The organism is Rufibacter radiotolerans (assembly GCF_001078055.1).
GTDB lineage: Bacteria > Bacteroidota > Bacteroidia > Cytophagales > Hymenobacteraceae > Nibribacter > Nibribacter radiotolerans.
In genome coordinates, this window is the sequence record NZ_CP010777.1 from 4,628,871 (window position 1) to 4,654,855 (window position 25,985).

At 52.5% G+C, this 25,985-nt stretch carries 26 protein-coding genes; 13 read left to right on the forward strand and 13 right to left on the reverse strand.

What is annotated here, in order from left to right; all coding sequences use genetic code 11:
* Positions 1–7: 7 nt before the first annotated feature.
* Both TH63_RS18850 and porW read right to left on the reverse strand, forming a co-directional pair.
* Positions 8–2,305: a penicillin-binding protein 1A gene (locus TH63_RS18850; protein WP_048922321.1), complete on the reverse strand. Its 2,298-nt coding sequence runs from the start codon at positions 2,303–2,305 to the stop codon at positions 8–10.
* A gap of 4 nt (positions 2,306–2,309) precedes the next feature.
* Complete coding sequence (porW, locus tag TH63_RS18855) at positions 2,310–4,889, reverse strand: type IX secretion system periplasmic lipoprotein PorW/SprE (RefSeq protein WP_048922322.1); 2,580 nt, start codon at positions 4,887–4,889, stop codon at positions 2,310–2,312.
* Between the two features lie 309 nt (positions 4,890–5,198).
* Between porW and TH63_RS18865 the strand changes: the two genes are divergently transcribed.
* From TH63_RS18865 to TH63_RS18915, 11 genes are all read left to right on the forward strand, one after another.
* The gene (locus tag TH63_RS18865) at positions 5,199–5,438 is read left to right on the forward strand and encodes an AtpZ/AtpI family protein (RefSeq protein ID WP_048922324.1); all 240 of its coding nucleotides are present in this window, start codon (positions 5,199–5,201) and stop codon (positions 5,436–5,438) included.
* Positions 5,439–5,444: 6 nt separating this feature from the next.
* On the forward strand, positions 5,445–5,840 hold the full coding sequence (locus TH63_RS18870; protein WP_048922325.1) for a hypothetical protein: 396 nt from the start codon (positions 5,445–5,447) through the stop codon (positions 5,838–5,840).
* Positions 5,841–5,872: 32 nt separating this feature from the next.
* Complete coding sequence (gene atpB / locus TH63_RS18875; protein ID WP_048922326.1) at positions 5,873–6,958, forward strand: F0F1 ATP synthase subunit A; 1,086 nt, start codon at positions 5,873–5,875, stop codon at positions 6,956–6,958.
* Between the two features lie 39 nt (positions 6,959–6,997).
* The gene (atpE, locus tag TH63_RS18880) at positions 6,998–7,252 is read left to right on the forward strand and encodes an ATP synthase F0 subunit C (protein WP_048922327.1); all 255 of its coding nucleotides are present in this window, start codon (positions 6,998–7,000) and stop codon (positions 7,250–7,252) included.
* Positions 7,253–7,366: 114 nt separating this feature from the next.
* A complete protein-coding gene (locus TH63_RS18885) occupies positions 7,367–7,870 on the forward strand; it encodes a F0F1 ATP synthase subunit B (protein WP_048922328.1) in 504 nt (167 codons plus the stop codon).
* Between the two features lie 74 nt (positions 7,871–7,944).
* Positions 7,945–8,502 carry an ATP synthase F1 subunit delta gene (atpH, locus tag TH63_RS18890; RefSeq protein WP_048922329.1) on the forward strand — a complete coding sequence of 186 codons (558 nt, stop codon included), beginning with the start codon at positions 7,945–7,947 and terminating at the stop codon, positions 8,500–8,502.
* Between the two features lie 2 nt (positions 8,503–8,504).
* The gene (gene atpA / locus TH63_RS18895; protein ID WP_048922330.1) at positions 8,505–10,085 is read left to right on the forward strand and encodes a F0F1 ATP synthase subunit alpha; all 1,581 of its coding nucleotides are present in this window, start codon (positions 8,505–8,507) and stop codon (positions 10,083–10,085) included.
* Positions 10,086–10,158: 73 nt separating this feature from the next.
* Positions 10,159–11,049: an ATP synthase F1 subunit gamma gene (gene atpG, locus TH63_RS18900; protein WP_048922331.1), complete on the forward strand. Its 891-nt coding sequence runs from the start codon at positions 10,159–10,161 to the stop codon at positions 11,047–11,049.
* A 198-nt stretch (positions 11,050–11,247) separates the two neighbouring features.
* On the forward strand, positions 11,248–12,918 hold the full coding sequence (pafA, locus tag TH63_RS18905) for an alkaline phosphatase PafA (protein ID WP_082161794.1): 1,671 nt from the start codon (positions 11,248–11,250) through the stop codon (positions 12,916–12,918).
* Positions 12,919–12,971: 53 nt separating this feature from the next.
* Positions 12,972–13,508: an inorganic diphosphatase gene (locus TH63_RS18910; protein ID WP_048922978.1), complete on the forward strand. Its 537-nt coding sequence runs from the start codon at positions 12,972–12,974 to the stop codon at positions 13,506–13,508.
* Between the two features lie 182 nt (positions 13,509–13,690).
* The gene (locus TH63_RS18915) at positions 13,691–14,560 is read left to right on the forward strand and encodes a UbiA prenyltransferase family protein (protein WP_048922332.1); all 870 of its coding nucleotides are present in this window, start codon (positions 13,691–13,693) and stop codon (positions 14,558–14,560) included.
* Positions 14,561–14,663: 103 nt separating this feature from the next.
* Here the strand turns inward: TH63_RS18915 and TH63_RS18920 are convergent, their stop codons facing one another.
* The 8 genes from TH63_RS18920 to TH63_RS18955 all read right to left on the reverse strand — a co-directional run bounded on the left by TH63_RS18920 (position 14,664) and on the right by TH63_RS18955 (position 21,473).
* Complete coding sequence (locus TH63_RS18920) at positions 14,664–16,178, reverse strand: bifunctional ADP-dependent NAD(P)H-hydrate dehydratase/NAD(P)H-hydrate epimerase (RefSeq protein WP_048922333.1); 1,515 nt, start codon at positions 16,176–16,178, stop codon at positions 14,664–14,666.
* A gap of 152 nt (positions 16,179–16,330) precedes the next feature.
* Positions 16,331–17,098, reverse strand: a complete 768-nt coding sequence (locus TH63_RS18925; protein ID WP_053093849.1) for a phosphatase PAP2 family protein — start codon at positions 17,096–17,098, stop codon at positions 16,331–16,333.
* A 136-nt stretch (positions 17,099–17,234) separates the two neighbouring features.
* Positions 17,235–18,062: a phosphatase PAP2 family protein gene (locus TH63_RS18930; RefSeq protein WP_053093850.1), complete on the reverse strand. Its 828-nt coding sequence runs from the start codon at positions 18,060–18,062 to the stop codon at positions 17,235–17,237.
* Between the two features lie 43 nt (positions 18,063–18,105).
* The gene (locus TH63_RS18935; RefSeq protein ID WP_048922334.1) at positions 18,106–19,314 is read right to left on the reverse strand and encodes an NADH-quinone oxidoreductase subunit D; all 1,209 of its coding nucleotides are present in this window, start codon (positions 19,312–19,314) and stop codon (positions 18,106–18,108) included.
* A gap of 57 nt (positions 19,315–19,371) precedes the next feature.
* Complete coding sequence (locus tag TH63_RS18940) at positions 19,372–19,833, reverse strand: hypothetical protein (protein WP_048922335.1); 462 nt, start codon at positions 19,831–19,833, stop codon at positions 19,372–19,374.
* Positions 19,826–20,386, reverse strand: coding sequence for an NADH-quinone oxidoreductase subunit C (locus tag TH63_RS18945; protein ID WP_048922336.1), 561 nt, complete (start codon positions 20,384–20,386; stop codon positions 19,826–19,828). The genes TH63_RS18940 and TH63_RS18945 overlap by 8 nt, the downstream gene beginning before the upstream one ends.
* A gap of 3 nt (positions 20,387–20,389) precedes the next feature.
* A complete protein-coding gene (locus TH63_RS18950) occupies positions 20,390–20,923 on the reverse strand; it encodes an NADH-quinone oxidoreductase subunit B (RefSeq protein WP_048922337.1) in 534 nt (177 codons plus the stop codon).
* A 49-nt stretch (positions 20,924–20,972) separates the two neighbouring features.
* Positions 20,973–21,473 carry an NADH-quinone oxidoreductase subunit A gene (locus tag TH63_RS18955; protein ID WP_048922981.1) on the reverse strand — a complete coding sequence of 167 codons (501 nt, stop codon included), beginning with the start codon at positions 21,471–21,473 and terminating at the stop codon, positions 20,973–20,975.
* A 148-nt stretch (positions 21,474–21,621) separates the two neighbouring features.
* Here TH63_RS18955 and TH63_RS18960 point away from each other — a divergent pair, with 148 nt between their 5' ends.
* Together TH63_RS18960 and TH63_RS20770 are read left to right on the forward strand one after the other, a co-directional pair.
* Entirely contained in the window at positions 21,622–22,659 is a 1,038-nt protein-coding gene (locus TH63_RS18960) for a thioredoxin-like domain-containing protein (protein WP_231583510.1), read from the forward strand.
* Positions 22,613–23,041: an NHL repeat-containing protein gene (locus tag TH63_RS20770; protein WP_231583511.1), complete on the forward strand. Its 429-nt coding sequence runs from the start codon at positions 22,613–22,615 to the stop codon at positions 23,039–23,041. The genes TH63_RS18960 and TH63_RS20770 overlap by 47 nt, the downstream gene beginning before the upstream one ends.
* A gap of 171 nt (positions 23,042–23,212) precedes the next feature.
* Here the strand turns inward: TH63_RS20770 and TH63_RS18965 are convergent, their stop codons facing one another.
* The 3 genes from TH63_RS18965 to TH63_RS18975 all read right to left on the reverse strand — a co-directional run bounded on the left by TH63_RS18965 (position 23,213) and on the right by TH63_RS18975 (position 25,900).
* A complete protein-coding gene (locus tag TH63_RS18965) occupies positions 23,213–24,538 on the reverse strand; it encodes a serine hydrolase domain-containing protein (protein ID WP_048922338.1) in 1,326 nt (441 codons plus the stop codon).
* 174 nt (positions 24,539–24,712) lie between these two features.
* Entirely contained in the window at positions 24,713–25,282 is a 570-nt protein-coding gene (locus TH63_RS18970; protein WP_048922339.1) for a DinB family protein, read from the reverse strand.
* A gap of 66 nt (positions 25,283–25,348) precedes the next feature.
* Complete coding sequence (locus tag TH63_RS18975; RefSeq protein WP_048922340.1) at positions 25,349–25,900, reverse strand: Crp/Fnr family transcriptional regulator; 552 nt, start codon at positions 25,898–25,900, stop codon at positions 25,349–25,351.
* Positions 25,901–25,985: the final 85 nt, after the last annotated feature.

Genomic DNA, 25,985 nt, shown 5'->3' on the forward strand with positions numbered 1-25,985 from the left:
TTCTGGGTTAAAACTCCTGTTCTCCAACGTTCTCAGGTACGGACAGCACCTGGTCTTGTTTTACGGAATCAGCTACGGCAGGGCCATTATTATAAGAACCACAGTTAATCTGCATGGAAAGCGGCTGGCTTGGTTTCGGGAACGGAGCCTTAGACACGTTCAAAGATTTATCGGCATACACCTTCTTCATAAAGAGGGCATAGATAGGCATAGCCAGTTTGTTACCTTGGCCATAGGCAGCGCTCCTGAAGTGGATGCTTCGGTCCTCGCCGCCTACCCAGACACCAGCCGCCAGATCTGGCGTGATGCCCATGAACCAGGCATCTGAGTAATTAGAGGTAGTACCTGTCTTAGCACCAATCTCATTCTTAAGGCCGTACCGGTGACGGAGCCCGTAATAGGCGGTACCACCGCGGGTATCGGCAGAGCCTTGCAGCATGTGCACCATCAGGTAGGCCGTTTCCTCGCTCAGAGCTTCCACAGTTTTGGGCACAAATTCATGTAGCACTGTTCCGTTCTTGTCTTCAATACGCACTAAATATTGCGGCTGGGTCCAGACACCTTTGTTCACAAACGTACCATAGGCGCCTACCATGTCATAAAGGGTCACGTCATCTGAGCCCAGGGCCAAAGAGGCGTAAGGATTCAGCTTGGTGGTAATTCCCAGGCGTTTGGCTGTACTTACCACAGCATCAGGGCCCAGTTTCTTCATGAGGTAGGTGGTCACGGTATTGATAGACAGGGCCAGCGCTTCACGAAGGGTGTGCTTACGGCCGGTGTACTTACCGTCACTGTTCTTAGGGGTCCAGGGAACGCCATCTGAGTTGATAATGGTCACTGGGGCGTCTACTACCTCATAGCAAGGCGAGTACCCGGCCTCAATGGCGGCGGTGTACACAAAGGGCTTAAAGGTAGAACCTGGCTGACGAGCACCCTGTTTCACGTGGTCATATTTGAAATACTTGTAGTTGGTCCCTCCTACCCAGGCTTTTACTTTGCCGGTGAGCGGGTCCATGGCCATAAAGCCGGCCTGCAGGTAATGCTTGTAATGGCTCAGGGAATCCATCGGGCTCATGACCACATCCTTCTCCCCGTTCCAGGTGAAAATGCGCATGGGTATCTTGTGGTTCAGGTGGTATTTAATGGAGTCCTCATTGCTGCCGTACTGCTCCACCAGGCTGCGGTAGCGGGCCGTGCGTTTCATCTGTTCCATCAAAAAGCCCTTGATCTCCTTGCCGTTCTCGTCAATCCAGGGGTTACGGCCTTTCCATTGCTGGAAGAACTCCTTCTGCATGGTTTTCATGTGCTGCTCCAGCGCCGACTCAGCGTGTTGCTGCATGCGCGAGTCAATAGTGGTGTAGATCTTGAGCCCGTCTGTATACAGATCATAGCCGTTGTCTTTCGCCCATATTGCCAGGGATTTGCCAATCTCCGTGCGGAAGTAAGGGGCCAGGCCTTTGTTCTGGTTCTCAACGTTAAAATCAAGCTTGATGGGTTTAGCGGCGGCCGTCTGGAAAGTAGGCTGGTCAATGTACTCGTACTTGAGCATCTGGTCCAGTACCGTGTTGCGTCTGTTCATAGAGCGCTCAGGACGGGTCACTGGGCTGTAGAAAGAAGGTCCTTTGAGAACCCCTACCAGCGTGGCAGCCTCTTCCAGTGAAAGTTTCTCTGGGCTCTTGTTGAAGAAGGTCTTAGCGGCTACTTTAATCCCGAAGGCGTTGCTCCCGAAGTCTACCGTGTTAAGGTACATGAGCATGATCTCTTTCTTGGTGTAAGAGCGCTCCAGCTTAATGGACATGATCCATTCCTTGGTCTTGATGATGAGCATGCGCAGGCCAGGCACATCACTGAGCAAGCCGTTATTCAGGTCATCACGGGTCCGGAAAAGGTTACGGGCCAGCTGTTGGGTAAGGGTGGAAGAACCGCGGTCCTGCTTGCCGGTCAGTTTGTAATAGGGCACGGCCAGCGTGCCTTTGAAATCTATACCGGAGTGCTCCTCAAACCGGATATCCTCAGTAGCCACCAAGGCGTTCACTAGGGTCTCTGGCAGTTGCTCATAGGTGACCGGGCTACGGTTCTCCCGGAAATATTTACCCAGCAGTTTGCCGTCTTCAGAATACACTTCAGAAGCCAGTTCGCTTTTAGGGTTTTCCAGGGTCTTGAGGTCGGGCAGGTCTCCAAAGAGATTGAGGAAGTTGATGCTGACCGCAAAAATATAGAGAAGGAAGAAGACGAATCCGCCGGCAAATAATAGCCAAAGTGCCGAAATGGTCTTCCGGAACCCGTTGGTTGGCGTAGAGGACATGGTATTACTTATAATTTTTGTCAAAGAAAGCTACGTACTGCGCAATATCCCCCAGCTTCCTAAGCAAGGCCAGGTTGGCGTCAGTAATTACAAAGGTAGCAAATTTCGGGCCTTTTAAATTGGCCAATGGTGAACTACGTGCGGATTGTAGTTTGGCATATTGCTGGGCGGCCAAAAAGTCGGGCAGGGCCCGGATGACCAGCAGGTGGGTGCTGTCATTGAAGGCCACGTTTTCCAGAACCAGCTGTTTCTTAGGGTGAAACCGTTGGTTATAGGTCTGGTAAGAGGCCATGAGCTGGCGCAGGGCCAGGCTGTCTCCGGTGTGCACCACCACAAAGGAATGAGGCAGGCTGCGCTCGGCTTTATAGGTGGGTTCTTCTACCTTGGGGGCCACCGGCGCGCTTATCTCTGGCGCTTTGGTCAGTTCACCGCTTTCATAGCGCTGGTGAAGGGCAATAAAGTCACGGGCCTTAGGCACCAACGGGCTCTCTGGGTACTGGCCGGCAAACGTCTCCATGGCAGCTTTGAAAGCGGCTGGTGACTGGGTGCGCCCTGTTACCAACGCCAGAAGAAAGGCAATCTGATCAGGAATGTCGTTTTGAGGGTGTTTTTCTGAAAGTGAGGCTAAAACAGTCAAGGCCTCTGGGTACTTCTCCTTTTCATATAGCACATACGCCGAGTCATACAGGGCATGTGCCGCCTGGTTCTCCGCGGAATAGGTGCGCAGGAAATCGGGCTGGTCAATCAGCCTGCTGTACTTTGAGGTGGGGAACCGTTCTTTAAGGGTCTTGGCGTAACCGGCGGCTTGTTCGGTCTGCTGGGCTGCGGTGGCCATTACGTACAGGCTGTAATACACTTCTGAGGCGTGGGTTGACGAAGGGAACCGCTGCAGGAGCTGTTGAAAGGTCTGGCTGGCTTTCTCTGGCTCGCGAAGGCGTTGTTGGTAAATATTGCCCAGCGTGAACAAGGCCTCCTCTATGCGGGTGTCTGAGATTTTGCGCTGCTCTGGGGTAACCGGAATGGCCGCCAGGTAGGTGGCCGCTTTCTGGGCCGAGGCCGCAGCCAGGGCCGTACTGTCTACCGCGGTGCTGGTGGGCACGCCTGCCATTAACCCGGTACCCCCGGACAGGGCTGCCTGGCGGCGCCAGTTGTCTTGCAGAGGTCGGTCTCCCCAGGTTCTCAGGAAATCATTGCGGGCGCTGGCCAGTACCACCGGGTTGTCAAAGTACCAGGTGCTGCCTTGCGCCGGGGCGCCGCCTATGGGCAAGGTTGCCGTTTGGCGGGCTTCCCCTGGTTTAGGGGCGGCTGCGGCGGCCAGCGCTGCCGCTTCCATTTCCCGTTCTCTTTGTATCTGGGCGGCTACGCGTTGGCTGCGATCGGCCGCAGGAAGCTGGGCCAAAGCTTGCAGGCTGTCCTCGGTTCTGATGATTTCCAGTTGCTGGGTAAAGGCGGTTAGAACGGTACGGCGGTCGGCTAAGTCTTCGTAGCCCAGGGTAGTAGGTGGCAACAATTGCAGTGTGCTGTCATAATAAGCCTGCGCCAAGCGGTACTGCTGCAAATTCTCATAATAGATCTGCCCCGCAAGCTGGTAGGAATAGGCTTTCTGCACCCGGTTGGAGGTAGAGGCAGCAGTAGATTTACGTAGAAGTTTTAATGCTTCGGGGTAGTCTTTTTCCCGCAGTTCCAGTTTGGCCAAGTCAAAGTAAATCTTGTCCAGGTATTCTTTGTTCTTGTCGTCGCGGGTGAGCTTGTAAAGGAAATCCTCCACCTTGGCTTTGTCGGTATCGCTTTTGAGTTCGGTGACCTGGGCCAGGTTCAGGTTGCTGTAGAAGCCCAGCTCATAAGGCGGGCTTTTCTTCAGGATATAGGCAAACTGCTCGTAGGCTTTGGCGTCCTGGTTGGTTGCCTGGTACAGCTGGCCCAAAATGAACCGAAGCCGGGACTGCCGGTCGCGCTTTTCGGTGTATTGGATGGCCCGCTCCAAGTTCTCCACGGCCAATGGCAGGTTGTTCTGTATTCTGGCCAGATGGGCCCTGGTGACTAGCAGTTCGCGGCCGTTATCTTCATTCATGCGTTCCTTCTTGAACTGCTCTGAAATGGAGAACACCTGGTCATAGTCTTTTTGCCGGAGGTAGGTGCGCATCATCCAGATCATGGCCTCATGGCGGGCATGGCGGTCCGGGCTGGTGGTCTGCACAAACCGGAACGTCTTTAGCGCCTCGGCGTCTTCGCCCTGGTAATAGCGGGCCTTGCCGATTAACACGTAGCAGTCGTCTATCCACCGGGACTTGGGGTGCCGGGCAATGGGGAAAGAGGCACGTTTGATCACCTCGTCCAGGTCTGGGGCCAGGGACCTCAGAACCGTGGTGTCCAGGGGAGGCAAAATGTCCAGAATGGTGTTGTAGTCGTTGACGGTGGCGGCCTCCAGTTTGGCTTCCACTTCCTCCATCTTTTCCCGGGCCAGAAAGTAGCCGTTAAAGCGGGCGTTCAGGTTGCGGTAAAACCTGCCCAGGGGCTTGTCTGGCGCGCAGCCGGCCAGTACCGTCAGGAGAAAGAAGAAAAGGAGGAAACGAGTCAGTCTCAACGTATAGGTAGCTTTGGAGTATCTGTAGAACGGTGCCTGGTGATATTGGGTAAAGGTGTTTTGCTGCTTCGCCCTTTAAATGAACGCGAAATGGGCAAGACAGGCAATAGAGCAAACTTACGTTTTTTTGCGCTCTTGCTACGCTAGTACGCAAATAGGCTTGTCTGAGATAAACGAAGCAAACCTGTTTTTGTGCGAACCGTTCCTGTTTTTTGCTCGTTTTCCTAAAAACAGGCCTAAAACAGCTTTCATTCTTTCTGAGAATGCTGTGAAATGGTTTGCTACCTTTGTTCTTATAACACCATAACCATGGACCAACCGGAAAAGCCTTCTCAGTCAGAGAAAGAAGACTCACAGGTGAAGCCTTACCTGAAATACTCGGGCCTGGCTTTCCAGATGATTGCTATTATGGGCGCGGCGGCCTGGGGCGGGCGGAAACTGGATGCGTACTTCCAGAACCAAACCCCCTGGTGGACCTTGGGCCTGTTATTGGTGGCGGTCTTTGCCTCCATGTACTCGGTGATTGTGTCGCTTACCAACAAGAAATAAGCATCTGTGAAGTTTATTAAAAGTATGCTGTTGCTCACCGGGTTGCTGGTGCTCCTGGTGGTGGCGCTGCAGGTTTTTACCGGTGACAGGCTGGTGCACCCCTACATCTGGTGGGTGTTGCTGTTTTTCCTGTTCATCACCTTTTTTACCCATTACATTACCCATTTAGGTTTTAAGCACGATTCTGAGAACCTGCACGCCTACTTCTACGCCTCCATGGGGGTACGAATGATCTTCTCTATAATAGCAATTTTTGTATATAGATATTTCCATGAGGAAAGGGTAGTGCAATTCGTCTTTAACTTTTTCGCGCTTTATTTTATCTACACTGGATTTGAAATCTACGCATTGTTAAGTAACTTGCGCCAAAATTCAAAAAAGCAAATCGAAGAGGAAGCATAAGCTTATTGTGTGTTCCTTTTAATCCGCTCTGAATGAAGAAGATACTCGTACTCCTGCTTACTATTCTTACTTTTTCAGCCCAAGCGGCAGAATCTGCCGAAAACGCCAAATTCAGCCCCGGTGACATGATTATGCACCACATAGGGGATGATTATACCTGGCATTTTGCTGACGGTCTGGTGATGCCTTTGCCGGTTATATTATATGGCGAGAACGGGTTGGACGTCTTCTCTTCCTCTAATTTCTATGATGCCCACCACAACCTGCAGCCTTACAAAGGTTATGTGATGGAGCATGGCCATATTTATTACGCTGATGCCAACGGCCATCCGCGCACCGCTCTGGGTGAAAATGGCGAAGAGAAACACGTAGGTCCGTTTGATATCTCCATTACCAAGAACGTGGCCTCCATGTTTGTGAGTGTGCTGCTGCTGTTCCTGGTGTTCTTCTCTATTGCCGGTTCTTACACAAAGAACCGCGGCCGCGCGCCAAGAGGCCTTCAGTCTTTCTTTGAGCCCATCATTGTGTTTGTGCGTGATGAGATCGCCAAAACCAACATTGGCCCTAAGTATGAGCGCTTCATGCCGTACCTGCTTACCGTGTTCTTCTTTATCTGGTTCAATAACCTGCTGGGTCTTTTGCCTGGTGGCGCTAACTTAACCGGTAACATTGCCGTTACGCTGGTATTGGCCGTAATGACGTTGTTGATTACGGTGTTCAGCGGGAACAAGTCTTACTGGGGGCACATCTTCAATACCCCGGGTGTTCCGTGGTGGTTGAAGTGGGGTATTCCCATCATGCCCATGGTAGAGGTGATAGGTATCTTCACCAAGCCTTTCTCCCTCATGGTCCGGCTTTTCGCCAACATCACGGCGGGCCACATCATCATCCTGAGTTTGTTCAGCTTGATCTTTATCTTTGAAAGCGTTGCCATTGGTCCATTGAGTGTGGCGTTCGCCATCTTTATGAACTTCCTGGAGTTGTTTGTGGCCCTGTTGCAGGCGTACATCTTTACCTTGCTTTCTGCCATGTACTTTGGCGGCGCGGTAGAGGAGCATGACCACCATGATGACATGGGCTTTGGAGATGCCCCGTACGCGGTTGACGCACACCATTAATTTTTGAATTCCTTTTTTTAACTATATATATCTACTACTATGTTAGGATTATTGCTTGCATTGTCTCTAGGCTCAGGCTACGCGATCATGGGTGCCGGTATCGGCGCTGGTTTAGTTGCTCTTGGTGCCGGTTTGGGTATCGGTAGAATCGGTGGCTCTGCCATGGAATCTATTGCCAGACAACCAGAGGCCGGTGGTAAGATCCAGACTGCGATGATTATCGCTTCTGCTCTTATTGAAGGTGTTGCCCTGTTTGGGGTAGTTGTTTGCCTTCTGATTTCTTTCATCCAATAATTGGGTGTTTTCGCCTCACCCGTCCTGACGATTGGTCTGGACGGGTTGAGGGGAAAAGAGCAAGTAGAACGTATACGTTGAAAAACAGTACCTTTCGTTAAATAACCATACAAGATGAATCCATTAGTAACCCCGGGTATCGGATTACTTATCTGGCAAGTGATCACCTTTTTGGTGGTCCTTTTCCTGTTATCTAAGTTTGCCTGGAAGCCTATCATGGCCGCCCTGCGCGAGCGCGAAGACAACATTGATGCCGCCCTTAGCATGGCCGAGAAAGCCAAGTTGGAGATGCAGGCCCTGAAAGCTGACAACGAGCGTCTCTTAACCGAGGCCCGTGTGGAGCGTGACCGTATCCTGAAAGATGCCTCTGAGGCGGCCAACCATTTAGTGGAAACAGCCCGCACCAAAGCCTCTGAAGAAGGTGCCCGTCTGGTAGAGCAAGCCCGTGTGTCTATTGAGAACGAGAAGAACGCCGCTTTAACTGAGGTGAAGAACCTGGCCGCTTCCCTTTCTATTGACATTGCCGAAAAATTGCTGAGACGTGAGCTGCAGGACCAGCAAGCGCAACGTGCCTTGGTAGAGAGCTACCTGCGCGACGCTGAGGTAAGCCTGAAGTAATACGAAACAGGAGCGGCGCTTCCCGCTTTCAAAAAAGGAAGCCTGAGTTTTAATCATTCACGCAAGAGAAAGAAATGTCAGACATCAGAGTTGCCTCCAGGTACGCAAAATCATTGCTGGGGCTGGCTGAGGAAAAAGGCCTGCTGGAGCAGATATATGCTGATATGCTCCTTTTTACCAAAACGGTAGAAGAAACCCGTGAATTGCAACTGGCGTTATGCAACCCTATTGTAAAGCACGACAAGAAACTGGCTATCCTGACGGCTATTTTTGGCAACAAGGTAAATGCCATGACCATGGCCTTCTTCAGAATCATTACCCAGAAAAACCGGGAAAATGTACTGGATGCCGTGGCACGGGAGTTTGTGACGCAATACAATCTTTATAAAGGAATACAGAAGGCGACAGTGACCACCGCTGTTCCTTTAACGGGAGACCTACGGGCCACTTTCCAGAAAATGGTAGAGGACCGCACCGGCATGAAAGTAGAATTGCAGGAAAAGGTTGACCCCGAAGTTATTGGTGGTTATATGCTCCGCATTGGAGATGATCAATTAGATAGTACTGTGCGTTCACGCGTGCAGAAGTTGAAAAACAAGTTTAAAGAAAACCCATACATTACTAAACTATAATCATGGCAGAAGTTAGACCTGATGAAGTGTCAGCTATTTTAAGAGAACAGCTGTCAAATTTCAGAACAGAAGCTGAACTAGAAGAAGTTGGTACGGTTCTGCAAATCGGTGACGGTGTTGCTCGTATCTACGGCTTGTCCAAAGCACAGTCTGGGGAGTTGATCGAGTTTGAGAACGGTCTGCAAGCCCTTGTACTGAACCTGGAAGAAGACAACGTGGGTGCGGTATTGTTGGGTGACTGGAGCGGCATCAAAGAAGGCGATACAGTTAGAAGAACAAATAAAATTGCCTCCGTAAGAGTAGGCGATGGCATGGTAGGCCGCGTAGTAAACACCATGGGAACGCCTATTGACGGCAAAGGTCCTTTGGTTGGCGAGCTATACGAAATGCCGATTGAAAGAAAAGCACCAGGTGTAATCTACCGCCAGCCGGTAAATGAGCCGTTGCAAACCGGTATCAAAGCCATTGACTCCATGATTCCGATTGGCCGTGGCCAGCGGGAATTGATCATTGGTGACCGCCAGACAGGTAAATCTGCTGTGGCCATTGACACCATCATCAACCAGGGTGAGTTCTTTGACCGTGGTGAGCCTGTTTATTGTATTTATGTAGCCATCGGGCAGAAAGCCTCTACCGTAGCGCAGATCGTGAATGCCCTGGAGGCTGCCGGTGCCATGCGTTACACCGTGGTAGTAGCCGCTCCGGCTGCTGACCCAGCTCCGTTGCAGTTCTACGCACCGTTCACCGGTGCCGCCATTGGCGAGTTCTTCCGTGATACCGGTCGTCCTGCCCTGGTAGTATATGATGACTTGTCTAAGCAAGCCGTAGCGTACCGTGAAGTGTCCCTGTTGCTTCGTCGTCCTCCAGGACGTGAGGCCTATCCAGGTGACGTTTTCTACCTTCACTCCCGTTTGTTGGAGCGTGCCGCTAAGATCAACGCCTCTGACAGCATCGCACAAGCCATGAACGACTTGCCAGAGTCTATCAAGCACCTGGTGAAAGGAGGTGGTTCTTTGACCGCTCTTCCAATCATTGAGACCCAGGCTGGTGACGTTTCTGCCTATATCCCAACCAACGTGATCTCTATCACTGACGGTCAGATCTTCCTGGAAACTAACTTGTTCAACTCTGGTATCCGTCCGGCTATCAACGTAGGTATCTCGGTATCACGCGTAGGTGGTAACGCCCAGATCAAGTCTATGAAGAAAGTGGCTGGTACCTTGAAACTGGATCAGGCGCAGTTCCGTGAACTGGAAGCGTTTGCCAAGTTCGGTTCTGACCTTGATGCTGCTACCAAGCTGACCATTGAGCGTGGCCGCAGAAACCTGGAAGTATTGAAGCAGGCGCAATTTTCGCCAGTATCAGTAGAAGATCAGGTAGCTATGATCTACTGCTGTACCAATGGTCTGATTGATGACGTGCCGGTAAATGAGGTGCGTACCTTTGAGAAAGACTTCAGAACTACTTTGAACGCCCAGCACCGTCCGGTATTAGATGCGTTGAGAGCAGGTAAGATTGATGACAGCGTAACCAATGAGCTGAAGCAAGTAGCTCGTGAACTTACTGCTAAGTACCGTAAATAATTAATCAACAGAAGAAGAGCACGGCGGGTAACCGTGTGCTCTTCTTTCTCTGTTCATATCTGACTAACTATTAATGGCTAGTTTAAAAGAAGTACGTAACCGCATTGTATCTGTAGGGTCAACGCAGCAGATCACCAAAGCCATGAAAATGGTGGCGGCGGCTAAGTTGCGCCGGGCTCAGGATAATATCCTGCGTATGCGTCCGTATGCATCGCGTCTGAACAGCATTCTCTCTAACCTCTCTAACGTAAGCAGCGAGGCCGGCGAAAATGTATATGGACAAAAGCGCGAGGTGCAGCGGGTATTGATTATTGCCGTGACCTCAGACCGTGGTTTGTGCGGAGCTTTCAACAGTAACGTGATGAAAGCCGTGAACATCCTCATCAATGAGCGGTACAGTGCCCAGGCAGCGGCTGGTAACGTGGAAGTAATGGCCATTGGTAAAAAAGGCCATGAGTACTTCCTCAAGCGGAACATGCCGTTGGCCGGTGACTATACCACCATCTTCGGCAACCTTTCATTTGAGAGAGTACGCGTGGCGGCAGAGCAGGCCATGGACGGCTTTGTGGCCGGTACCTATGACCAGGTGGATTTGGTGTACAACGAGTTCAAGAACGTGGCTACCCAGATTGTGCGCACCGAGCAGTTACTTCCTATCCAGGAGAAAACCGAGGAGCAGGTAGCCAATCAGGTAGAGTCTGACTACATCTTTGAGCCTTCCAAAGAAGAGATTGTGGAGCAGTTGATCCCTAAGTCTCTGAAGATTCAGGTGTACAAGGCGGTGTTGGAATCTAATGCCTCTGAGCACGGTGCCCGGATGACCGCCATGGACAAAGCCACGGAGAACGCCGGTGAGTTATTGAAAGAACTGAAACTGACTTATAACCGAACGCGGCAGGCCGCCATCACCACCGAGATCCTGGAGATTGTGGGTGGTGCGGAGGCGCTAGCAGCCAGTAGATAGACAGTCCAACCTCTATACATGCAAGGCGCCCATTGAAAAATGGGCGTTTTGCTTTTATAGCCAAGGTATTACGCCAACGTTAAATCTTGCGGTAAAAGCCTGAGAAATTAGCCCGGGAAGCTGGTACTGGTATCTTTACGTTTTGAGCCTGTTTTCTTTAAAACGCCCCTAAAACCTACTGAAGGAAATAAACAGAACATGTTGACTAAACTGAAAGCCCCCTGGTTATTGATCATGGTGCTGTTGCTGGGCGCAGGCCCAGGCATAGCCCAGAAAAGGAAATCCAAAAATGCCGCCCCAGAAAAGCCCAAGCTGGTGATTGGGATAGTGGTGGACCAGATGCGGTATGATTACCTCTACCGGTTCTGGGGCAAATTTACCAATGACGGGTTTAAGAGGCTGGTGAACCAGGGATTCAGTTTCCAGAACAACCACTACAACTACGTTCCTACCTATACCGGGCCAGGCCATGCCTCCATCTACACGGGTACCACCCCGGCGGTGCACGGCATCATAGGTAATGATTGGTACAACCGCACTACCGGCCGTAACATCTACTGTGCCGAAGACCTAAGCGTGAAGACCGTGGGCAGTACCTCTAAAGCAGGGGAAATGTCGCCGGTGAACATGATTTCCTCTACCATCACCGATGAGTTGAAATTGGCCACCAACCATAAAAGCAAGGTGATTGGTCTGAGCCTGAAGGACAGAGGTTCTATTCTCCCTGCCGGCCATGCCGCCAATGCCGCCTATTGGTTTGACGGCAGCAACGGGAGCATGATCACCAGTACGTTTTACATGGCGCAGTTACCGGCGTGGGTGCAGGCCTTCAATAACCGTAAACTAGCCGACCAATACCTCAGCCAGCCCTGGACTACCTTACTGCCCATAGAGCAGTACACCGAAAGCGACACCGACGACCAGCCCTATGAAGGAACCTTCGCCGGGGAGAAGAAGCCTGTTTTCCCGCATGACATTCCCGGGTTAAGAGGGAAGACATTTGATCTGCTGAGATCCCTTCCTGCCGGCAACACCCTAACCAAAGAGTTCGCGATTGAGGCCATTAAAGCGGAGAACCTGGGCAAAGGAACCGTGACCGATTTCCTGGCCATGAGCTTCTCGTCTCCTGATTACGTAGGGCACCAGTTTGGGCCAAACTCCATAGAGGTAGAAGACACCTACCTGCGCCTTGACCGTGACCTGGCTGATTTCCTGAAGTTTGTGGACAACCATTTAGGCAAAGAAAACGTTCTGGTTTTTCTAACCGCAGACCACGCCGGGGCCAATAACCCTACGTACCTGAAAAATTACCGCATTCCGGCGGGCACTACCAACGGGGCTATCATGCGTGATTCCCTGGCCAAGCACCTGAACCAGAAATTCGGCAAAGCCGACTACATCATCAAGTTCATGAATCAGCAGATTTACCTGAACCATGAAGTAGCCGAAAGCAAGAAGGTGAATCTGGTAGAGCTACAGGAAGAATGCGCGCGGTTTGTGCAGCGTTTCCCGGGTATAATGCGCTCGTTCACGGCAGATGCCCTTATGCGCTCCCACTGGGCCACAGGCATAGGCATGATGATAGAGAACGGGTATATGCCTTACCGGTCCGGTGACGTTATGATGGTGCTGCAGCCCGGCTGGTATGACGGCTACGGCCGCGCCGAGATAAAGGGAACTAGCCACGGCACCGCCTGGGGCTATGACACCCATATTCCATTGGTCTGGTACGGGTGGCGGGTGCCCCAGGGAGAATCGTACGTAAGAACAAACATTATTGATATTGCCCCCAGTATTGCCGCCTGGCTTAAGATTCAGGAGCCCAACGGAACAACGGGCAAACCTCTTCTGGAATACATGCAGAAGTAACCCAACAAGTGAATTAGAGAAAGAGAAATATGATAGAGACTACTAAAAACGCCATGAACCCATGGCATGACGTGACGTACGGCGAAGACGCGCCTAAAATTGTAACTGGTATTATTGAGATCCCGAAGGGATCTAAAGCGAAGTACGAGCTGGACAAAGAAAGCGGGATGCTGAAACTGGACCGTGTCCTTTTTTCTTCCATCCACTACCCGGCCAATTACGGCTTCATTCCGCAGACATACTGTGATGACAAAGATCCATTAGACATTCTGGTGATCTGCTCCATTGACGTGCAACCTATGTGCCTGATTGATGCCAAAGTGATTGGCGTGATGCAGATGATTGACAACAACGAGGAAGATGACAAAATCATCGCCGTGGCGGCCAATGACATGTCTGTAAAGCATATCAATGATATTTCTGAGTTGCCTCCGCACACGCTTATTGAGATCCAGCGCTTCTTTGAGGATTACAAGAAACTAGAGAATAAGGAAGTGATCGTGGAGAACTTTCTGGGCCGTGAGGACGCCTACAAGATTATTGAGCAGAGCATTGAACTGTACAATACCACGTTCAGAGACCAGGACTAAGTACGAGCCGCTAGCCGGTTGTCAGGCGCCACTTTCCGTATAGGGGAGTGGCGCTTTTTTTGCCTACCTCACCCATGGTAAAACGGCGGCGGCAGAAACTGGAGAATATTGTTGCACCTCTATTTTCTGCAGCCGTATCTTGCCAAAAGAACGTAAGCCCTATACGTTGACACCCCAGTAGCATGAGGCTAGCCAAGAGAATCTTGAAGTTTATTCTGTACAGCAATATCTTTTTGGCCCTGTGCGCCACGGCACTGGTCTGGGAAACCTATCTGCTGACCAATATGCCTATCTCTTTGCGGTTAGGGGTAATCGTGTTTTTCTCCACGTTCTTCATCTACAACGTAGACAGCCTGCTGCCTTACAAGTTCAACCAGGAAGGGGGCCATACGCCTAGGGCCGCCTGGATCCAGAAGAATCGGCTGGAGCTCATTTTCCTGTCGCTGGGCAGTGCCCTGAGCGTGCTTTTCTTGTATTGGACCGCCATTTTTGACCTGAATTTCTGGTTTCTGCTGCACCTGGTGGTGGTGGCAGGCCTGTACTCGGTGGCCATTGTGCCGGAGGGCGACCGGTACATTCCGTTACGGGATATCCCGTTGCTGAAGGTATTTCTCATTGCCTATGTCTGGTCTGCGGTCACCGTGCAGTTGCCGCTCATGGAGGCCGGCCGTGACCTTTTTGCGGGGGAGAACCTTTTGATCTTCCTGCGCCGGTTCCTGTTCCTGTTTGCTCTCACGTTGGTGTTTGATATCAGAGACCTGTACAAAGACAAGCAGAGCGGCACGCTTACCTTCCCGGGGAAGTGGGGTGTCCTGAAGACGAAACAGATAGCATTGGCTGCCTTGGTCCTGTATGTGTTGCTGGCGCCGCTGTCTATGTCCTGGGCTGCCGCTATTGGCCTGGGGCTTGCCGGGGTAGGCGCCGCCCTGGTGGTCTGGAACGCCCATCAATACCGCTCCCAGTACTACTTCCTGGTTCTGGCAGACGGCATGATGCTGGTCCAGTTCATACTGGTCTGGTTGCTTTCCGGCGCCTTTACCATTCCGCTATAACGCTATTCCTGCTGCTCACTCTTGTAGGTTTGGTTCTACTGGGGTAGCCTTAGACTTAAGTCGTTTTAGGCCCGTTTTTCAGAAAACAGGCTCAAAACGCGTTTTATTCTTTTTCCGCTAGTTTCTTAAAAGCAGCCCCTAAATAGGTGTATAGATCAGAGGCGATGAGAGAGGCTTGGCCTTCTTGTTCGGCGGCCAGGTCCCCGGCCAGGCCGTGCAGGTAAACGCCCAGCAAACAGGTGTCTAGCGGCGAATAGCCCTGGGCCCGTAAGCCGGTTAAGATTCCGGTGAGCACATCGCCGGTGCCGCCGGTGGCCATGCCGGGGTTGCCGGTGGTGTTGAAGTAAAGCGTTCCCTCTGGAGACCCGATGCAGGAATGGGCGCCTTTCAAGACCACGTAACAGCTGTGCTCAGAACAGAAGTCCTGGAGCAGTTGCAGCCGGTGGAAATCATGGGTGGCCGGGCCCATCAGGCGTTCAAACTCCTTGGGGTGCGGAGTCAGGATGCTGTCCGGGGGAAGGTGTTGGCGGATGGTACGGTCGGCGGCCAGCAGGTTCAGGGCGTCGGCGTCCAGGACCAAGGGGGGCGGCAGTTGCCCCCGGAAAAGCGTCTCCAGCGCCAGCCGGGAATCTTCGTGCTGCCCCAGGCCAGGACCTATGCCCAGGCACTGGAAGCGGTCCAGGTCTTCCGGGAACCGGGACAGGTGCCGGTCAAGGTCATCGGTGAGCGCCATGGCCTCGGGCACGGCCGTCTGCAGGATACCATATCCTGTCTGGGGCACCTGCACCGTGAGCAGGCCTACTCCCGTCCGCAGCGCCGCATGCGCCGCCAGCGTGACAGCCCCCATCTTGCCGTAACTTCCGCCTACCAACAGCGCGTGCCCATAAGAGCCTTTATGCGAGAACTTAGCCCTGGGTTTTAAGATACTTTGCGCCTTCTCTTTGGTGAGCACGTGGTAGGGCGAAGAAACCTGCTCCAGAAACTCGGAGTGCAGCCCAATGGGCAGCACGTGCCATTCGCCCACAAAAGCCCCGGAGGCGGGCAGGAAAAAAGCCAGCTTGGGTTGCTCAAAAGACAGCGTCATGTCTGCCTCCACCACAGGGCTGCCCTCCTGAATAGGCGCATCGGCAAACAGGCCAGAGGGAATATCTATGGCCACCACCGTAGCGTCTTGCCGATTGATGTAGGCCACCGCCTCGGCGTAGATGCCCTCCAGGGGTCGGGATAACCCAGAGCCGAATAGCCCGTCCAGGATCACACCCAGGGGCGACACATCACTCACCCCAACGGTAGTCTCCAGATGGGAAACCGTGATCTCCTGGGGGAGCCGCTGCAGGTTCTGGTCAAAATCTGGGGAGGTCTTCTGATTGGTGCCCACCAAGAAAACCTCCACGTCATAGCCATCCTGATGCAGGAGCCGCGCCGCCGCCAGGCCATCGCCCCCGTTATTGCCGGGGCCGCAGAAGATGTAGAAAGGCTTGTCAGGGGAATAATGTTTCTCCAGCCACTTGACCAGGGCCCCCGCCGCCCGTTCCATCAGGTTTACAGAAGAGATGGGTTCCTGTGCAATGGTATACGCATCGGCGTCTCGGGTCTGGGCAGCAGTGAGAATCTTCATAGCTAAGTTCTGGTTGTTGATTGTTACTTGCTTTTACGTGGATATGTCTGGAGGAGAGAATCTTTTAGACATAAGAAAACTAAGGCTATCAAAAGAAACAGAACAGTCTATTGGCCCCAGCAAGTAACAATTAACAATCAGCAATTAGCCATTTAAAATTGCAGCGCCATGCCCAGGCCCAGCTGGCCGTTGGGCAGCACCGTGGGAGAGACTGAGGCATTGAGGCCTTTATTGCGCAGGAGGCGGTCATGGAAAAAGTAAACGGTGTTCACCGAGAGAATGCCAATGCCTGCACCGGCCAGCACGTCGGCCATCCAGTGTTCATTATTGAGCACCCGCATGACCCCCGTGGCCGAGGCGATGGTGTAGCTGCCAATACTGATCCACTTGCTCTTGCCCCTGAACTCCTTGTCTACAATGGTGGCAATGGTGAAGGCGTAGGCCGTGTGGCCTGAGGGGAAGGCCCGCGGCAAACCGTTGGGCCGTTCTTGGGCCGTCAGGATCTTGGTGGGGTAAATGATGAGCGTAGTAAGTGCCCCCGAAGCCAGCACCAGGCCCGTCTGCCGCCGGATGTCGTGCTTGTTCTGCGAAGAGAACAGGTTAAACCCGTACAGGCCCACAATAGGCACAAAGAAAAGATAATCGTCTATGTTGTTGCTGAAGTTGGGGAACGCCGCGCGGGCGTCTTTGCTGGCGTCATAGCTGCTGTAGAACCCGTTGTCTTTGATGGTGGAAATGCCGGCGGCAATAAGAATCACTGATGGCACCACGGCCCGTTTCAGGTACTGGCCTTTGGCAGGCTTTTCAGAGCCGGGCGCTTGCTGCAGAGGTGAAGCGTTGGCTACGGTGACAGTGGTGTCTATTACCTGCGCCTGGGTCACCATTCCTACGGATAAGGTAATCCAAAGGAGCGGCGTCATCAAATAAGTTTTAAAGCTCAACGGTAGGGGGTTTAAAGGCTGAACGTAAAGATTGAGTTAAAACAAATAGGAATACGTAAAGCCGCGCGGTTTAGGCCCGTTTTCTTAAAAACAGGCCCAAAACGCGCGGGAAGCCTTAGTCTAACAGAATAACCATTCCCAGGCCAGGTGACCCGTTTGGTAGGATGGTGGGCATAAACTGCGCATTGAAACCTGCGTTCTTGAACCAGCGGTCATTGGCCAGGTAGACCAGGTTGGTAGACAGCACGCCTACCCCAGCCCCGGCCAGCACATCAGACATCCAGTGGGCGTCATTCAATACCCTGAACAGACCGGTGGTACCAGCCGCGGCATAGCTGGCAATACCAATCCATTTGCTCTTGCCCTTGAACTCGCGGCTCACCATGGTGGCAACCACAAAGGCGTAGGTAGTATGGCCCGACGGGAAAGAATAGTTGTTCTCGCCATTAGGGCGGGGCTCATTGGTTACTTTCTTGAGAGGCCACATGATAGCCGAGGCCAGGGCACCAGAAGCGGCCAGCAAACCTACTTGCCGCGTCACCGCGTGGCGGTTCTGCGAAGACAGAATGTCAAAGGCGACCAGACTAATCGCCGGGGCGAAAATAAGATAATCGTCTATGTCGGTTTTGAAATTGGGGAACAAGTTGGTGCGAAGGTCACGTCGTATGTCTTCGCGGTCATAGATGCCATTGTCAATCAGCAAAAGACCTGTGCCCAGGAACACGGCCGGCATGATGAGCCGTTTGCGCAGCTCGCCTTTCTGCAGGTAAGGGTCACGGCCTTTTTCAACTACTTTGGCAGTGTCTACCGCAACCGTCTGGCGGGTAGAATCTGCCACCACCTGGGCCTGCGCAGGTCCCGCGAGCAGGGCTACCCAAAGGCAGGGAACTACCGCTAAATGCCGGACCTTAATAAAAAAAGAGGGTAAAAATACGTACTTCATAGTTAATCAGAATTCAGGTGAGAACTTCCGTTTGTACGGTGTTTTACCGGTCTAGTTCACCCAGCACAATGTCTACGGAGCCCACAATGGCAATGAGGTCAGAAACCATGCAGCCTTTACTGATTTCAGGTAGTACCGATAGGTTAGAAAAGCAGGGCGAACGGCCCTTGCAACGGAACGGCACATCAGTACGGCCGGTGGTTCTAAAGAAGTAGCCCAGCTCGCCCCGGGGGGTCTCGGCTCTATAGTAAAAGTCCTGCGCCACGGGCCGTATTTTCTTGGGGCACAGGGCCTGCGGGTCAAAGTCTGGGGTGCGTTTATGCTCGCCTTCCAGCTTGTCCAAACACTGGGCAATGATCTTCAGACTTTCGCGGCACTCCTGCGCCCGCACGTAGTTCCTATCCCAGCAATCGCCCACGGCACCCGCCAGACCCAGGCCTACCGGTATATCAAAGTCCAGCTCTGGGTACACCGAGTAGCCGTCTACCCGCCGCAAATCAAACTTGAGCCCCGAGCCCCGCAGCATGGGGCCCGAGCAGCCGTAGTTGATGGCCACATCCAGGGGCAACGTGCCCACGTTGGCGGTGCGGTCAATAAAGATTTTGTTGTAGAGCAGCAGCGTGTCTAGCTCATCTAGCTTGGGCTGAAGGTACTGGATAAACTCGCGGCAGCGTTGCTCAAAGCCCACCGGTATATCATAGTACAGACCACCTACCCAGATATAATTGTAGAGCATGCGCGCCCCCGTAACCCATTCCAACAGGCGCTGTATGTGCTCGCGGTCGCGCATGAGCCACAGAAACGGCGTGAAGGCGCCAATGTCAATGCCGTAGGTGCCAATGGCGATGAAGTGAGAGGCAATGCGGTTGAGTTCGGCCATAAGCACGCGTATGTACTCCACGCGCTTAGGTAGCTGCCCATCCAGACCCAACATTTTCTCCACGGCCATGCACCACACGTGCTCAGAGTTCATGGAAGCCAGGTAGTCCATGCGGTCCACGTAGGGAATGGTCTGCTGGTAGGTGAGGGCTTCGGCGTGTTTCTCAAAGCAGCGGTGCAGGTAACCAATGTGCGGCACCACGTCTACCACCAGTTCGCCGTCAGTGATTACCTCCAGGCGCAGTACCCCGTGCGTGGCCGGGTGCTGCGGCCCCATGTTCAGGAGCAGCTCACCGTGCTGCAGGTTCTCCAGGCTGAACTTGTTGGGCTCAGACTGCAGCAGGTACTGGGTATATTTGGTTTGGTGGGCCAAGGGGTTTGCGTTTTGGGGCTAATTTCTGGAAAACAGGCTTAAAACAGGAAAATAGGTTTAGATGGTACTTCCTACTTCCACGCGCAAAGTCAGGTCATCTGCTGTGAACAGTTGCTGGTCTTTTCCGGCGGAAGTAAGGGTAAAGGTGCGGCTCTGCTGTTGGACCAGGTAGTGAATCTGGTTTCCCCAACTGTCTCTGGTCAAATCCCTTTTCTGCGGGTCATTGGCAACCGCCTCCGGCAAGTTGGCAGGCAACACAGAATGGTTTTGCCGGTAATGCACAATCACCCGGCTAAGGCTGTCTATCTTCTTTCCGGTGTTTATTTCTTTAAAATAGGCATCTGTGAGAAAGCTGGTCAGAAACAACAACCCGAAGCCACCCAGCAAAAGCAGGAAAGTCAGCCGTAGAACAGGCCATATCTTTGGGAACCAATGGATGGCCCATGGCTTGGCGCCTGTGGTGTTTCGGGTGGTTCTTATATTCAAAAGCAGGGTCAGGAAATCTAGCAGTTTATACATCTTTAATGGTCTGAAGCCATTCATTCTTAAAACCATTCTCCTCATTGTGCCGGTCATAAGGCACCTTAATGCCGTGGTACTCCTGGGGCCAGACGTAATCTTTCCTTAATGGATGACCTTCCCAGTCAGCGGGGCAGAGAAGGCGACGCAGGTCGGGGTGGTGGGTAAACCCGATGCCCAGCAAGTCGAACACCTCGCGCTCGTGCCAATCGGCGGAACGCCAGACGTAGCTCACGGTGGGCACTTCCGGTAACGGTTCTTCCGGGGCATTGCGCGGTACCTGTACCTTGAGGGCCAGATGGTGGTTGTAGGGGATGGAATACAGGTGGTACAGCACTTCCAGGGTACCCGCCTCGGGGCCATTGTCTACGCCGGTGAGGCAGGAGAGAAAATCAAAATATGTTTCTTCGTGGTCATGTAAAAACTCAGCTACCTGGGCAATGTGCGCCGGCGCGATGCGCAGGAACGACTGGTGCGGGTGCGCTTCTTCGCCTAACACGGTTTCTGGTCCAAAGCGGGAGAGCAGCAGTTGGTGGAGTTCTGGAAAGGTCATGGGCTACACGTTAGCTGATGGTTCCTGTTTCTGCATGAGTTTGAGCACCGCGGAAGGGGCCGCCACCACGGTTTGTTTTCTGATGATGGCCTGCAGTTCCAGGAAACCACCAATCAGGGCCTCGGGGCGGGGTGGGCAGCCGGGCACGTATACATCTACCGGAATGATGCGGTCTACGCCTTTCACCACGTGGTAACCGTGTTCCCAGTACGGGCCGCCGCAGTTAGAGCAGCTTCCCATGGAAATGACGTAGCGCGGCTCAGGCATCTGCTCGTAGAGGCGCCGTATGCGGTCGGCCATCTTAAAGGTGACGGTACCTGCCACAATCATGACATCACTTTGCCGGGGCGAGGGCCTTGGAATGACGCCTAGCCGGTCCAGGTCATAGGCGGGCCCGTAGGCGCCCATCATCTCAATGGCGCAGCAGGCCAGGCCAAACCCCATGGGCCACAGCGCCGAGAGCCGGGCCCAGTTGAGCAGGTCATCTACCTTGGCAATGATTACGCCGCCTTCGCCGGTTTTATCTGTTGGGGTCATGGGGTTTGCATTTTGGAGGTGTTTTGGAAAAAAGGGGCTGGAAACGGCGTTAAGGGCTTTGGGTGTCAGGATTCCGCCGGTACCGCTCATTCACCTGCTCATACACGCTGGCCGGTATCTTAGATCTACTTTTAGGCAACACCGGCTGGGGCTTGATCCAGTCCAGGTGGCCTTTGACCCAGGCGTAGGCCAGGCCCAGGGCCAGCACGCCCAGAAAGAACACCATCTCGGCCAGCGCATACCAGCCCCAGGCGCCGTTGGTGCTTTCTACCAGCTCGCGGTTGCCAAATACTACTGCCCAGGGGAACAGGAAGGCCAGTTCTACATCAAACAATAGAAAGATTAGGGCAATCACGTAGAACCGGGGGTTGAAGGCGCCCCAGGCGCTGCCCATGGCTTCCTCGCCAGACTCATAGGTGGCCAGTTTCTCGGCGTTGGGCCGGTGGGGCCTGATGAGGCGGCTGGTGAACAGACCCAGGGCAATAAAGACCACGCCTCCAATCAGGAAGAGCAGGATAACCCCGAAATCTGAGTAATAGGCAGGCTGCATGAACACCAGGTATTTATCCAAAAATAAGGTTTTCTCCTGACATGCCCCGCTTCATTTTGTTTTCGCGTAAGCGTAACCTTTTTTGGGTAACAGAGTTTTTTTAGAATTACACCCCTATATATTAATTTTTTAATCTAACTCGCCTCTTATGCTTACCGGACGTGTCAACGCCCCTGAGATAAACACCCGCCACGGCTGGCTCAACACAGACCGCGCCTATACCCTCAAGGAGTTCAGGGGCAAGATTGTGTTGCTGGACTTCTGGACGTTTGGGTGCATTAACTGCCAGCACATTCTGCCCGATCTGAAGCGCCTGGAAAAGGAGTACGCGCAGGAACTGGTGGTCATTGGGGTGCACTCGGCTAAGTTTGACGCCGAAAAGCAGCAGAACGCCATCCGGCAGGCCATTCTCAAGTTCGGGATAGACCACCCCGTGGTGAATGACGCTGATTTTGAGGTCTGGAAACATTACGCCATCAATGCCTGGCCCACCGTGGTGCTCATTGACCCTAACGGCAAGGTGATTGGCCAGAAACCCGGCGAAGGCATCTATGACACCATCAAACCGCACCTGGACGACCTGATCAAGACCTTCGGAGATAAAATTGACCGTAGACCTTTTCCCTTCAAGGCCGAAACCGCGGAATCCTCTACGCTTAAATTTCCATCTAAGCTCATCGCCGATGACCAGGGAAACCTGTACCTCTCAGACAGTGGCAACAACCGAATCCTGAAACTAGATGCTACGGGGCAGATACTGGAAACCTTCGGCAGCGGGCAGCAAGGCTTTAAAGACGGACCCGCTACGGAGGCCTCTTTCCATGAGCCGCACGGCCTGGCGCTGCATGAGGAGTTCCTGTACGTAGCCGATGCCAAGAACAATACCCTCCGGAAGGTGAACCTGGTTACCAGAGAAATCATTACCGTGGCCGGCACGGGTGAGTTGAGCTACTACTTTTTCCATGAGGAAATGGGCGTGCCCGTGAACCCCAACAGCCCCTGGGACCTGGCCATAGATAGAAACAACCTTTACGTGGCCAGCGCCGGAAACCACCAGATTCTGCGCCTGGACCTACAGACCGAGCAACTCTACCGCTTTGCCGGCACCGGCCGCGAGGCTCTCGCCGACGGCACCATCCATGAGGCAGCGTGCGGTCAACCAACCCAGCGGCCTGGCAATGGTTGACCGCACGCTGTACGTGGCTGACCCCGAGGCCAGCGCGATCAGGGCCCTTGACCTGGACAAGGCCTCGGTGACCACGCTCATTGGGCGCGGGCTTTTTGAATTTGGCGATGAAGACGGAGATTTTGACGAGGCCTTTCTGCAGCACCCTATGGGCATCACGGCCCACGCTGGAAAACTCTATGTAGCCGACACCTACAACGGCAAAATCAAGGTAATGGACCTGGCAAAGGAACGCATTAAAACCGTGGTGGCCGGCCTTGAGGAACCCAACGGCGTGCTGGTGCACCAAGGCTATCTCTGGATCACCAACACCAACGCGCATGAGCTCTGGAAAGTGAACCTGGAGACTTGGGAGCGGGAAGTGGTGGACGTAAGGCAATAAACTCTGAATTCCTGTTTTGGGCCTGTTTTTATAAAAACAGGCCCAAAACAGGAATTCTGCCAAAGATCACAGAAACACGATTTCAAGAAGGATTTCCTTTCCATTAGATCCCATCAGGCAGCAATGGCAGAATTCAGGCAGGAAGTATAGGGAAAACCCTATATATTTAATTTAGAGCTTGGTTAACTCCTGTGATTTCCCGCCTTCAAAAGTAATAAGCAGCTTTTTTTCAGAAGGAATAAACCTGAACGTGGTTTCACCCAAGCCCATCCTGAATTTGTTTTTATTAATGGCGTCTAATGGAATGGTTTTCTGGCCTCCGTTTTCCAGCAATAGAATACCGTTTTCTGCTGTTAATTTCACCTTAAGTGAAGCGTCTTTGTCTGCGTAAGCACCGGTCAGGGTTTCTATTTCATCTAAGGAGTGTATTTTCCTGCTGTTAAAGTTTGGCAGGTCATAGTCTTTGTTGAGAGCAATACTGCTAATGCCCCAAAGCAATTCGGTTAAAGAGAGGTCAGCGGCATTGACAGACAATGCAAAAGACATTTTCTGGGCCGGGGCGTAGAACGCCACCGATTTGAAGCCATCTATCCCTCCTGAATGGCCTATCAATTCTACACCTTGCACCTTCAGTTTCTTTAGCCCTATGCCGTATTCGCCCTGTAGTTGTTGCATGGCTTGCAGTGATTTGTCAAAGACTAACTTTCCGTTGAACAAGGCAGTTAAAAAGAGGTTGAGGTCTTTGGGGGTGGAGACAATGGACCCCGCGCCCGCCGCAACACTAAAGTGGGTTTCATCAAAGAGTAACCAGTCTTCCCGTTTGTGGTAAGAAAGGGCTTCCCCGTTTTCTTTTTGTATGGGTGTGCCAAAGAAGGTGTTTTTTAACCTCAGGGGCTTGCTTATTCTGTCTTCTAGTATTTTTGAGAAAGGCTTCTTCTCAAGGTCTTCGGCAATAAACGTGAGCAGAATATAATTAGTGTTGGAGTACTCCTGCTTTTCACCGGCGTTAAATTTAGTGCCCAGATTTTTTATTTTGCCCAGCATCTCCTGCCGGGCAATAGGGTGTTGCCGCCACTTTAGGTAAGCCGTATCATGGAGGATGTTCTTTAACCCGCTTTTATGCTGTAGCAGGTGCAGTATGGTAATTTGCTGGGCATTTGGCAGGTCTGGGTAAAACCGGGCTAGTTTGGTGTCTGCCGTAAGCTGCCCTTTCTCCAGCAACTGCATGATCACAGTGGCTGTGAGCATCTTTGACACTGAGCCTATCCTGTACTTTGTAGTCTGCGTGATAGGAGTCTTCTGGGCAATATTGGAAAAGCCCGTAGCGTAGCGGTACGTCTCTTTTCCGTCCTGGAAGATAGATACACTGCCCATGATCTTTTTCTGGTCCACTAAAACCATGAGAAGGCTGTCCAGCTTCTTTTTATTTAGCTCCTGGGCCTTTATCCAAAAGGGTAAAAGGAAGGCAATTGATAAAAGAAACAGCAGCCTGTTCATAGTTCTGTTACTAAGGTGTGACTCTAAAGTAAGGGCTTAGCACTTGCTGAAAAATTAAATGTGACGAAGGGTCTCAATTAAGGGACGAAAAGCTGTGAAGGACTTTAGGGGGCCAACGAGTTCTTCTTTTTTGCGGTCTATTCGTCAGAAAAAAGCAAACAACCCCTGTGTTGTTTACACCACCAGGCTTATGGGTTGGCTGGCCCTTTCCTTCACGCGCAAAGCCTGTTGCAGATGCCGTTGCTCATGTAGAACCACAAACTCCAGTGCTTCGCCCAAGCGTAGTTTCAATAGCTGGAAAAACTCTACTGGTACTGCCTTCTTGTTTAAATCAACAGACTCAGCCTTACCCAGGAGGTGCAAAAGCGTGTCTTGGTGTTGCAGAAATTCATCTAGAACGGCCGTTGTCAACTGGCTGTTCTGGGGGTTCATGCGCGCGAGGGTCTTGTGCTTTTTAGGGCTTTCGGGGTTAACCAGATCCAGGGATTTCTTACCCAGCCAAGAGTATTTCACCGGCTGCGTAGCGCTGGAGACCGGTGTTTGGGCTATGGCTTTCTCAAGGGCTGGCAGGTAAAAGCGGCTGTATCGGTTCAGGTGTTCCAGGCATTCCAGAACGCTCCAACTGGTAGGCTGAAGTTTGAAGTTGAGCACGGCTACATCAAGAGGCGAAAACGCATAGTGGGCGGTGTCTTTAATCTGTTGGACGCGGTCTTGCAGTTGGGTGAGAAAGGTCTTGGTTTCCATGGCTTTATCTTTTTTTTAGTAAAGGTACAAGGCCCTTTTCTGCCAATCCTTGATCCAAATCAAGATTTACATAATGCGGCTCAAGGTCTCTGGGGTCATGCGCAGGTAGGAGGCAATATACTTTCTAGGCACCAGCTGGAAAATGTGCGGGCTGCGGTGCAGGAGCCGTTCCAGGCGCTGGGCGGGGTCCGGGAGTTGCAGGTCAACCTCGCGCTCAATCTTCCCGGCCAGGGCCTTTTCCAGCTCCATGCGCCAGAACTTCCCGAATACAGGCCGTTTTTCCTGAATCAGGTCAAAATCAGTTTTAGAAATGGCCAGCAGCTCGCTGCGGCGCAAAGCCTGAATGCAGTAGGCCGAGGGGGTTTGGGTGACCAACGACGGGAAGGCGGTGATCAAGGTGTTGGGGTACGCGAATCCCACGCAGATTTCCTCGTGGGGCGTGGGCAGGTACAGCCGCAACGCCCCGCTTTCCACAAAATACAGGTGCTGCTCTACCTGTCCTTCCCTGATCAGAAAGTCTGAGCGGTTCACCGTCAGGCGCTTCTTCCAGAGCGGCAGGAAAGCGGCTATATCCTCCGGTGAAAAGTACGGTACTTGTTGTAAGAGCGAGGCCAGCATACACACCCTGTTTTGGGCCTAATTTCTTAAAAATAAGCGAAAAACGCACCTGGAACTAATGTTCGCTTTTTTTCGCTTCTGCTAG

Coding starts and splice junctions, on each gene's coding strand:
- TH63_RS18850 (WP_048922321.1), bottom strand. CDS start 2,305: ATGTCCTCTACGCCAACCAACGGGTTCCGGAAGACCATTTCGGCACTT.
- TH63_RS18865 (WP_048922324.1), top strand. CDS start 5,199: ATGGACCAACCGGAAAAGCCTTCTCAGTCAGAGAAAGAAGACTCACAG.
- atpB (WP_048922326.1), top strand. CDS start 5,873: ATGAAGAAGATACTCGTACTCCTGCTTACTATTCTTACTTTTTCAGCC.
- atpE (WP_048922327.1), top strand. CDS start 6,998: ATGTTAGGATTATTGCTTGCATTGTCTCTAGGCTCAGGCTACGCGATC.
- TH63_RS18885 (WP_048922328.1), top strand. CDS start 7,367: ATGAATCCATTAGTAACCCCGGGTATCGGATTACTTATCTGGCAAGTG.
- atpH (WP_048922329.1), top strand. CDS start 7,945: ATGTCAGACATCAGAGTTGCCTCCAGGTACGCAAAATCATTGCTGGGG.
- atpA (WP_048922330.1), top strand. CDS start 8,505: ATGGCAGAAGTTAGACCTGATGAAGTGTCAGCTATTTTAAGAGAACAG.
- atpG (WP_048922331.1), top strand. CDS start 10,159: ATGGCTAGTTTAAAAGAAGTACGTAACCGCATTGTATCTGTAGGGTCA.
- pafA (WP_082161794.1), top strand. CDS start 11,248: ATGTTGACTAAACTGAAAGCCCCCTGGTTATTGATCATGGTGCTGTTG.
- TH63_RS18910 (WP_048922978.1), top strand. CDS start 12,972: ATGAACCCATGGCATGACGTGACGTACGGCGAAGACGCGCCTAAAATT.
- TH63_RS18915 (WP_048922332.1), top strand. CDS start 13,691: ATGAGGCTAGCCAAGAGAATCTTGAAGTTTATTCTGTACAGCAATATC.
- TH63_RS18920 (WP_048922333.1), bottom strand. CDS start 16,178: ATGAAGATTCTCACTGCTGCCCAGACCCGAGACGCCGATGCGTATACC.
- TH63_RS18925 (WP_053093849.1), bottom strand. CDS start 17,098: ATGACGCCGCTCCTTTGGATTACCTTATCCGTAGGAATGGTGACCCAG.
- TH63_RS18930 (WP_053093850.1), bottom strand. CDS start 18,062: ATGAAGTACGTATTTTTACCCTCTTTTTTTATTAAGGTCCGGCATTTA.
- TH63_RS18940 (WP_048922335.1), bottom strand. CDS start 19,833: ATGTATAAACTGCTAGATTTCCTGACCCTGCTTTTGAATATAAGAACC.
- TH63_RS18945 (WP_048922336.1), bottom strand. CDS start 20,386: ATGACCTTTCCAGAACTCCACCAACTGCTGCTCTCCCGCTTTGGACCA.
- TH63_RS18950 (WP_048922337.1), bottom strand. CDS start 20,923: ATGACCCCAACAGATAAAACCGGCGAAGGCGGCGTAATCATTGCCAAG.
- TH63_RS18955 (WP_048922981.1), bottom strand. CDS start 21,473: ATGCAGCCTGCCTATTACTCAGATTTCGGGGTTATCCTGCTCTTCCTG.
- TH63_RS18960 (WP_231583510.1), top strand. CDS start 21,622: ATGCTTACCGGACGTGTCAACGCCCCTGAGATAAACACCCGCCACGGC.
- TH63_RS20770 (WP_231583511.1), top strand. CDS start 22,613: ATGAGGCAGCGTGCGGTCAACCAACCCAGCGGCCTGGCAATGGTTGAC.
- TH63_RS18965 (WP_048922338.1), bottom strand. CDS start 24,538: ATGAACAGGCTGCTGTTTCTTTTATCAATTGCCTTCCTTTTACCCTTT.
- TH63_RS18970 (WP_048922339.1), bottom strand. CDS start 25,282: ATGGAAACCAAGACCTTTCTCACCCAACTGCAAGACCGCGTCCAACAG.
- TH63_RS18975 (WP_048922340.1), bottom strand. CDS start 25,900: ATGCTGGCCTCGCTCTTACAACAAGTACCGTACTTTTCACCGGAGGAT.